We start from the raw sequence: 8185 nt of genomic DNA, 5'->3' as shown, positions 1-8185 counted from the left end.
TTCGAGCAATGCAGAGCTGGGCTTGGTGCTGATCTCATTCTTTGTGTTGAAGATTCCCTATCAAAAATAGCTAGAAACCCCGAGCAATACCCCATTGTCTACAAAGCTTTTCATCGAACATTGGTTAGGCGCTTCCCATATGGAATATTTTATGAAGTACGCGAAGACGCCGTTATTGTATTTGCAATTATGCACTGTGCAAGAGAGCCCAAAAAATGGAGAGGGCGCGCCTAACAAACCATTCAACCGGACCCAAACTCGCTGGCTTAGCTCATTCTTCGCAAAGTTTAGCCAGCAAGCCTGGGCCGTTTAATAGGGGCGTTAGGTGTCAAAGATTAGGATTAGTCGATGTTAAAACTAATAGTTTTGATTTTACTCATAGTTCTAGGTGTACTAATACACTATTCATCGATTCAGCCAGCGAATGAAGTCGCTGTCAGCAATAATACGCAAATATCAATAGAGGTTGTTGCAGATTCTCATCTTCAAAAGCAAACTATTCGGTTCAAATGCGACGGAAGGCAGCATTGCAGTCAAATGAGAACATTTGAAGAGGCTGACTTTTTCTTAAAAAACTGTCCAGATACAAAAATGGATGGGGACAGAGATGGTATTCCGTGTGAAAGGCAATTTAATAGGTTTTAATAACGCATGCCACCTAACAAACCATTCAACCGGACCCAAACTCGCTGGCTAAGGCTCGTTCCTCGCAATTATAGCCAACAAGCTTGTGCCGTTTATTAGGGGCGTTAGGTAGCATTAGGATGAAGCTTTTTATTGTTTATACTAAAGATGAAATGATTTTATCGAAGCAGGAGTATGAGTCTTGGAGAGAGGTACAAAATGACTTTTGTGATTACCAAACTTCATTAGGCCCGTGGGAAGAAAATGAGGTTATAGACTATTTAGAGTTTGATTATCCTGATCTATATCCTTCTGCTTCTGTCCAGGTTAACAACCTCAAAGCAAGTGGTCATTTTGAAATTGTTTTGTCGTTTAAAAATAGCAATGCAACCTAACAATCCAATCAACCGGACACAAACTCGCTGGCTAAGGCTCGTGCCTCGCAATTTTAGCCAACAAGTTTGTGCCGTTCATTAGGGGCGTTAGGCGCCAACTGTTGATTTGTGGTGCGCATCGCGCTACACTCTATTCATGATTAAGTCATTCAAACATAAAGGCCTAAAGTTGTTTTACGAGAAAGGTAAAACATCTGGTATCCAATCAAAGCATTCAAAGAAGCTTAGAATGCAATTAGCTGCTATTGATACTGCCAAAGAAATTGACGATATCAATTTACCGGGTTTCTCTTTACATCAGTTAAAAGGCGAGCGATCTAGTATATGGTCAATTTCGGTCAATGGTAATTGGAGGGTTACGTTTGAATTTAAGGATGGCAATGCTTTCATCCTAAACTACGAGGATTATCACTAATGAATATGCATAACCCACCTCATCCAGGTGAATTTATAGAATCAATTTATCTCGAGCCTCATGGTATAAGCTGCAGAACTCTCGCCAGTCACTTGGGTGTTGCTGCATCGACATTAAGTCGTGTTGTAAAAGGAAAAAGTGCAATTAGCCCAGAAATGGCACTGCGTCTCTCCAAGGTTTTGGGAAGATCCCCAGAAAGTTGGCTAAGCATGCAGGACAATTTTGAACTTTGGCAAGCAAAACAAAACGTAGATCTCAAGAACGTACAGCCATTAGTTTTGCATGTCGCCTAACAAACCAATCAACCGGACCCAAACTCGCTGGCTAAGGCTCGTGCCTCGCAATGATAGCCAACAAGCTTGTGCCGTTTAATAGGGGCGTTATACGTAAAGGAGAAATATAGATAATGAATATCAACGCAACACTTTTAGGTCAGCTTATTGCAGTACTTGGGCTTGCAGTTTTCATGGCAGCTATTTGCTTTTATCTAGGTAAACGTAAAACAGAAACACCTATTCTAGTATCAGCAATCGGATTTTTTACTGCAATCATTCCACCAGTCGCTTTAATTTATCTAATAGTTTTGGTTCTTAAGCGCGACTTACCGGCAGCGCCAAGTAATGTTTAGCTTTTTATTTACGCATAACAAACCAATCAACCGGACAAATACTCGCTGGCTTTGCTCATTCTTCGCAAAGTATAGCTAGCAAGCCTGGGCCGTTTAATACGGGCGTTAGCCGTACAAGGTTGAGTTTCAACGTGTGATACTTTAGTATCACATTTGTTGGAGAGAAAAATATGAAAGTAGAGTTAGTCACTACACTTAAGCGACAAGCAACTAAAATCCTCGCGGATCTGCATATTTCAAAAGAACCGGTCCTGATTACTGAACACGGTCAACCATCAGCTTATTTGGTTGATGTACAAGATTATGAATTGATGCAAAAACGCATTCAAATTTTAGAGGGGATTGCTCTAGGTGAAAAGGCAATCAAGGAAGATCGAGTAATTTCTCATTCTGTAGCGAAAGAGAAACTATCGAAATGGCTGAAATAGTCTGGACGGAGCCTGCATTAAATGGGTTGAATGAAATAGCTGATTACATCGAGTTATCAAATCCATATGCAGCATCATCACTAGTTAAATCAGTCTTTAAGAAAATTGAGCATTTAGAAGAACACCCTCATTCTGGACGTAAAGTTCCAGAGTTAGAATCATCAGATTATCGAGAAGTAATAGTCGAACCGTGCCGAATTTTTTACAAATTCGAAAATAACTGTATTTATATCTTGTTTGTTTTGAGTCAAGAACGAGATTTTATTAGGTACTTGTTAAAATAATGGAAGGTACGGCCAACAATCCATTCAACCGGACCCATTCTCGTTGTGAAGCAATCGCTGGCTTTGGCTCGTTCCTCGCATTTTAAGCCAACAAGCATTTGCCGTTTAATTGGGGCGTTATATTCCTCCTTGTATTTCTGTACGGAATAACGTACGCTTTTCTTTTATAGGAGAAAGTCATGGCTACATTGTCTGCTACAGAGGCTAGAGCTAACCTTTATCGCGTCATCGATGAAGCTGCTGAGTCACATGAGCCCGTATTGATAACAAGTAAACGAAACAATGCAGTGTTGCTTTCTGAAAGTGATTGGGATTCCATTCAAGAGACATTACATCTTTTATCAATTCCGAACATGCGCGAATCTATCAAAGTTGGCATGGAAGAAGATATTTCAGATTGTAGCGAGGATCTTGATTGGTGACATGGAAAGTTGTTTACACAATGCATGCTCAAAAAGATGCCCGAAAATTGGCTAGCAGGGGATTAAAAATAAAAGCGGCAGCGTTAATAGAAATTCTTAAAGTGAACCCTTTTCAAACTCCTCCAACATATGAAAAAGTAGTTGGAGACTTATCGGGTTGTTATTCGCGACGAATCAACATTCAGCACAGACTGGTATATCAAATTATTGAACCCAAAAAAACAGTGAAAGTTTTAAGAATGTGGACGCACTATGAATAAGGAATATAACAAACCAATCAACCGGGTAAATACTCGCTGGCTTTGGCTCGTTCCTCGCAAGTATAGCCAACAAGTATTTGCCGTTTTTTAGGGGCGTTATATTGCTGTTTAAGATTTGAGTTGATACGTTAGTCTCTATTCAGTCTTAAAGGGAGTACGGAATGGAAAGTCTGGGATTTATATTTGGTTTGATAGGAATGGGGATGGGCCTGTCAGGCTTTGTATTTAGCATCACTACTATGAGTAAAATAGATAAGCTTGAAAATAAATTGAAGGAACTTAGAGTTCTAGACGAAGACTTCAAATCAAACTAATGTCTTTTGAGCTATTGCCGGTGCATCAGCAATATAACAAACCAATCAACTGGACAAACTCGCTGGCTTAGGCTTATTCTTCACAAAGTTTAGCCAGTAAACCTGGACCGTGTAATAGGGACGTTAGCAACCATAGTAACTTCTAGGAAAATTTATGCACAAAATCTTCTTTTTATCTTTGTTTTTATTGTCTTTCTCAGCGCATGCCTCTGAGCTTTCTGAGTCAAAAGTTACTGGTAAATGGGATGTTGTCGCTTTAATTATGGGCTCTCTCGGTGAAATGCCTGCTGGAGAGGGCGACTTCTTTTTGTTTGAAAATGGAAATTTTACGTCTTCTGCAATGGGGGAAGTATCGACAGCAACATACACAATCGAAGAGAATAAAATTGTTGTCACTCACCCTACTAAAAAGGAAGTACTTACAATCAATGAGCTAACAAGTGAGAAAATGTTGTTTACAGTGGATCTTTATGTAAACGGTAAAAAGATGACTGCTGGCAACATTAGTTTCAAATTAGTAAAGTCAGCAAATGGAAGTTAACAATCCATTCAACCGCTCCCATTCTCGTTGTGAAGCAATCGCTGATTTTGGCTCCTGCCTGGCAGAATAGCCATCAAGTATTTGCTATTTATTAGGGCGTCATACGCCAAGGAGATTCATATTGATTTTAATAGCTTCTGCAATCTTAGTATTGATTGGTGTGACTCATTCATATCTTGGCGAAAGATATATACTTATGCGTCTGTTTAGACGGGACAATATTCCGCATTTGTTGGGTAGTGATCATTTTACAAAAGGTACCCTGCGTTTTTGTTGGCACATTCTGTCGTTAGTGGCGTTTGGGTTTGCCGCGATTTTGTATAATAAATCGTCCAACGACGTTTTTACCTTATGCGTTATTGGAACGGTTTTTATGGTAAGCGCCCTTCTCTCTATCTATTTTACAAAGGGTAAGCATTTATCGTGGATAGCATTTTTGGCCGTTAGTGGAATATGTTTTGTTGAAGCATATGCGGTATAGCGGTCCAATCAACGTAAAAGAATGTAAATGGATTTAGCGCTTAATACAGGTAATACCGATACTTATCATTGTGGTTATTTCTCAACTGCTCAAACTGCGTCATGTCAGCTAGCAAAGCTGCTGACTTGCCCCTGACTCTCTGAATAGGGCTTCAACCACTCCATTATAGTCAGCAAGCTTGGGGATGTTATACGCTTTGGTATGTTGAAGGATTAAGGAAATCATTTGAAAATAATTAGAAGCAAAGAATTCAAAGCCGCCCAGGCATGGGGAGCAAAAGACATCGCCAATATGAATGGTATAACGACTCGATTACACTGGACCGATAAGCCTTACAAATGGCATATAAATGATGGAGAAGAGGTTTTTGTCGTTTTAGATGGTGTTGTGAAAATGTTTTACAAAGAAAACGAAATCGAGTGTTCTACTACATTGAATGCAGGTGACATATTTTACGCGTCAATTGGCACTGAACATGTAGCTCACCCAGAAGGTGAAGCGAGGATTTTAGTTGTTGAAAATGAAGGAAGCGTATAACAACCTATTCTACCGAGTCCAAATTCGCTGGTTGGTTTCGCTCGAGTCTCGCAATGAGTGCCAACAAGTATAAACCGTTTAAAAAGGGGCGTTAGATGCCTAGGAAATTGAAATAAATGTCTGAGATTAAATTCACGAATCAACAAAAGGATGAGATGGTTGTTAAACTTCAATCCTATTTTGAAAAAGAACTTGCTCAAGAGTTAGGGCAATTTGATGCGGAGTTTCTTTTGGATTTTGTCTCTAAAGAGTTAGGTGCGTATTACTACAATCAAGGGCTACATGATGCAAGAGTGGTCTTCGAAAAACGCGTTCAAAGCATAGATGATGATCTTTATGGGATTGAAAAGGAAACACGCTAGGTGCAATCAACCTATAATCATGCTTTTTAAGCAGCTCCAAACCCGATGATGGTGTAAACGCTACCTCCCAGCTTTCTTTTCAGCTATTACGGATAAACAGTGCCAAATTTCAGTGTTATGAACCAAGGAGTGTTTTTTTAATTAGGGTGGCCAGCCACACAGATCATAGCAATTTGGCTGCTTTGTCTATTCAGGGTTGGTTAAAGACTAATGATCGAGATGGTATTTTAAGAAGGAAATTGTATTCGGAGATTTGCCTTTATTGACTTTTATCCCCACTATGGAAATGAGTCAAACGGCTTTGAATTTGAACATTCAAATGTTCACGGCCTATTAAGAATGCCGGAGTTGTAAAATGGATTTTTTGGAAATATTTGGTTTGGCTTTGCTTGTTAGTCCAATAAGCGAGCTGTTTAAGTCTATGCGCAGATCTAAGACGCTAACCATAATGGTAATTATTGGTTTAACGTTTTTCATCGGCTTTACTATTTTTCTGATAAAAATGGCTAGTTTGCAGTAAACTCATTTGCAGGGTTTGAGTTATCTGGGAGCGCGCATTGAAAGTTGAAGATATAAGAGTTTTTGTACCGTGCAAAAATTATGATGAATCTAAGGCATTTTATTCAGATTTGGGTTTTTCACAAGCACCTGCTACCGATGATTTAACCCTTGTTGAGAATGGTGATTGTACTTTTTTTCTTCAACGATTTTACAATAAGGATTTCGCCGAAAACCTGATGTTGCAAGTCTGTGTTGCTGACATTGATCACGCATATGAGTTGGCCAAAGCAACTAAATACGCTCAAAAGCTCACTCCAATAGAATCAGAGCGTTGGGGCAAAGTTTTTTATTTGTGGGGGCCTTCAGGAGAGTTGTTGCATGTCACACAACTTAGCAACTAAAAAACCATCAAGTGAGCACCTTGTTAGGCGTGTAGCGTTGATAGATTCAGCTCGCTCTTAGCAAACTTAGCCGATGTGTATGTAGCTTTAAAAAGGATATTGAGGCAAATGGTCATACATGTGAAATATATTCTTCTTGCAATCGTTTCTATGAGTTTGTTATCTGGCTGTGTCGTCGTGCCAACCAAGGATTATTCTTCTATCAATAAATGCAAGATATCAAGCGACCGCAAAACACTTAAAATTATCAATGGTTTTGAAGATACCAATACTTATTATTCGATTACAGGTTTAATCTTGGTTCCAGTAAGTGGAGTGGTGTCTGGGGTCTATGTTGCAATCAATAACATCTATCATCTTGGCGAAGAGCGGATTGTTTGTGGCGAGTGATATAAGCGATGGTTGGTTATAAGGCGACAGAATAAGGATATTGTAATGAATAAAAGTGTAGTGCCTCTCCATGTGTTGGTCTAATGACTGTTTATGCCAATATGACATTCAAAGATCGACTTAATTAGAAAGTTAAATTACAAAAATTATTGTAGGCTATTATTCAATGTGCCCACACACTGCTCCAGATATAAAAATTCGTTAGACGCTGAAGCAGGACGATGAACACACACTAGTTTAAAGTAACAATTTATACCAATCCACACAAAGAAGTGGTCAGGCAGCGAGAAAGTAAATGGGCGCATTCTGACTGATCACTTCTTTATGTGGATTGGTATTACTCTAGCGAATCACGAATCAACTCACAAAGGAGCATAAATGTTGGATCAGCAGGAAGAATATTGGGGAATGTCACTCAAATCATATTGTATGCTCATTCATTTGAGCCAGTTGGCTAGTATTGTCGCACCGGGGTTAGGGTTTGTTTTACCCATCGTTATGTGGGTAGCGAATAAAGACAAAAGTGTTGAAATAGACAAACATGGCAAAGTGACCGTTAATTGGGTGATAAGCTGTCTAATTTATAGTGTTATTTGCGGGATCCTTGCCTTGGTGTTTATTGGGCTTATCGGCTTGGTTGTTTTGGCCATCCTAAATTTTCTGTTTGCAATTATTGCCGCGATAAAGGCCAACGATGGGGTTTTGTGGACCTATCCATTAACTATTAGGTTTCTCAAGTATTAGCTGCTAAATACGTAGAGCTTTTCAATTATTTGCCTGTATTCGATCCAATGTTGCGGGCGTTTTAATGTGTTTACACTAGGTTACGGTTATGTCTATTCGTATTTATAAGCTCTCATTAATTGCAATTGCGTTAATGTTCACGCTTTTTTTTGCGTTGACAATAATTCCACCTTTGCTCGAACATTTTGATATTTGGGCGGCGATTTCCGCGGGTTTCGTCAACCCTTATGCCAGTGGCTATGCAACGGACGTGATCCTATGTTGGTTTATATTAATGGTTTGGATCGTCTACGAAGCTAAAGTCCATGCTATACGTCATGGTTGGGTCTGTTTGCTATTGGGACTCATTCCAGGTGTGGCAGTGGGTTTTGCGCTATATCTTTTGATGAGACTGAGCCATTTTGAAAAGTCAGTTAAGCCGAACATCAAATAAACGTTTTGAATATTAAAAAAATAAA

General features: G+C 39.3%; 19 protein-coding genes. All 19 read left to right on the top strand.

The features are described 5' to 3' along the window. The coding region (locus FM019_RS05695) for a type II toxin-antitoxin system RelE/ParE family toxin (protein ID WP_143834916.1) at positions 1 to 234 on the top strand (234 nt) is incomplete at its 5' end. Positions 235 to 348: 114 nt separating this feature from the next. Next, entirely contained in the window at positions 349 to 645 is a 297-nt protein-coding gene (locus tag FM019_RS21130) for an excalibur calcium-binding domain-containing protein (RefSeq protein WP_143834915.1), read from the top strand. A 119-nt stretch (positions 646 to 764) separates the two neighbouring features. Then, positions 765 to 1019 (top strand): hypothetical protein, encoded by a 255-nt coding sequence (locus tag FM019_RS05685; RefSeq protein WP_185969203.1) that lies wholly within the window; start codon positions 765 to 767, stop codon positions 1017 to 1019. Positions 1020 to 1155: 136 nt separating this feature from the next. Next, positions 1156 to 1434 (top strand): type II toxin-antitoxin system RelE/ParE family toxin, encoded by a 279-nt coding sequence (locus FM019_RS05680; RefSeq protein WP_143834914.1) that lies wholly within the window; start codon positions 1156 to 1158, stop codon positions 1432 to 1434. Continuing rightward, the gene (locus tag FM019_RS05675) at positions 1434 to 1727 is read left to right on the top strand and encodes a HigA family addiction module antitoxin (protein WP_143834913.1); all 294 of its coding nucleotides are present in this window, start codon (positions 1434 to 1436) and stop codon (positions 1725 to 1727) included. Before FM019_RS05680 ends, FM019_RS05675 begins: the two co-directional genes overlap by 1 nt. A gap of 113 nt (positions 1728 to 1840) precedes the next feature. Continuing rightward, a complete protein-coding gene (locus FM019_RS05670) occupies positions 1841 to 2062 on the top strand; it encodes a hypothetical protein (RefSeq protein ID WP_143834912.1) in 222 nt (73 codons plus the stop codon). A 170-nt stretch (positions 2063 to 2232) separates the two neighbouring features. Continuing rightward, positions 2233 to 2490, top strand: a complete 258-nt coding sequence (locus FM019_RS05665; protein WP_143834911.1) for a type II toxin-antitoxin system Phd/YefM family antitoxin — start codon at positions 2233 to 2235, stop codon at positions 2488 to 2490. Continuing rightward, positions 2478 to 2774: a type II toxin-antitoxin system RelE/ParE family toxin gene (locus FM019_RS05660; RefSeq protein WP_143834910.1), complete on the top strand. Its 297-nt coding sequence runs from the start codon at positions 2478 to 2480 to the stop codon at positions 2772 to 2774. Before FM019_RS05665 ends, FM019_RS05660 begins: the two co-directional genes overlap by 13 nt. A gap of 179 nt (positions 2775 to 2953) precedes the next feature. Then, entirely contained in the window at positions 2954 to 3196 is a 243-nt protein-coding gene (locus tag FM019_RS05655; protein WP_143834909.1) for a type II toxin-antitoxin system Phd/YefM family antitoxin, read from the top strand. Continuing rightward, entirely contained in the window at positions 3193 to 3456 is a 264-nt protein-coding gene (locus tag FM019_RS05650) for a Txe/YoeB family addiction module toxin (RefSeq protein ID WP_143834908.1), read from the top strand. Before FM019_RS05655 ends, FM019_RS05650 begins: the two co-directional genes overlap by 4 nt. Positions 3457 to 3617: 161 nt before the next feature. After that, positions 3618 to 3770, top strand: a complete 153-nt coding sequence (locus FM019_RS20790) for a hypothetical protein (RefSeq protein ID WP_185969202.1) — start codon at positions 3618 to 3620, stop codon at positions 3768 to 3770. A gap of 154 nt (positions 3771 to 3924) precedes the next feature. Then, entirely contained in the window at positions 3925 to 4311 is a 387-nt protein-coding gene (locus FM019_RS05645) for a hypothetical protein (protein ID WP_143834907.1), read from the top strand. Positions 4312 to 4432: 121 nt separating this feature from the next. Next, positions 4433 to 4792, top strand: coding sequence for a hypothetical protein (locus FM019_RS05640; protein ID WP_143834906.1), 360 nt, complete (start codon positions 4433 to 4435; stop codon positions 4790 to 4792). A 225-nt stretch (positions 4793 to 5017) separates the two neighbouring features. Continuing rightward, positions 5018 to 5329, top strand: a complete 312-nt coding sequence (locus tag FM019_RS05635; RefSeq protein WP_143834905.1) for a cupin domain-containing protein — start codon at positions 5018 to 5020, stop codon at positions 5327 to 5329. A gap of 116 nt (positions 5330 to 5445) precedes the next feature. Next, the gene (locus FM019_RS05630) at positions 5446 to 5691 is read left to right on the top strand and encodes a DUF2164 domain-containing protein (RefSeq protein ID WP_143834904.1); all 246 of its coding nucleotides are present in this window, start codon (positions 5446 to 5448) and stop codon (positions 5689 to 5691) included. A 557-nt stretch (positions 5692 to 6248) separates the two neighbouring features. Beyond that, positions 6249 to 6593, top strand: a complete 345-nt coding sequence (locus tag FM019_RS05625; protein ID WP_143834903.1) for a lactoylglutathione lyase — start codon at positions 6249 to 6251, stop codon at positions 6591 to 6593. A 120-nt stretch (positions 6594 to 6713) separates the two neighbouring features. Beyond that, positions 6714 to 6983, top strand: a complete 270-nt coding sequence (locus FM019_RS05620; RefSeq protein ID WP_143834902.1) for a hypothetical protein — start codon at positions 6714 to 6716, stop codon at positions 6981 to 6983. 378 nt (positions 6984 to 7361) lie between these two features. Then, complete coding sequence (locus FM019_RS05615; protein ID WP_185969201.1) at positions 7362 to 7727, top strand: DUF4870 domain-containing protein; 366 nt, start codon at positions 7362 to 7364, stop codon at positions 7725 to 7727. Between the two features lie 88 nt (positions 7728 to 7815). After that, a complete protein-coding gene (locus FM019_RS05610; RefSeq protein ID WP_143834901.1) occupies positions 7816 to 8160 on the top strand; it encodes a DUF2834 domain-containing protein in 345 nt (114 codons plus the stop codon). Positions 8161 to 8185 lie beyond the last annotated feature (25 nt).

Origin of the sequence: Aliiglaciecola sp. M165 (assembly GCF_007197995.1) — a bacterium.
GTDB lineage: Bacteria > Pseudomonadota > Gammaproteobacteria > Enterobacterales > Alteromonadaceae > Aliiglaciecola.
Note: the sequence above shows the minus strand (reverse complement) of the source record. Positions and strands in the feature narration are given on the sequence as shown.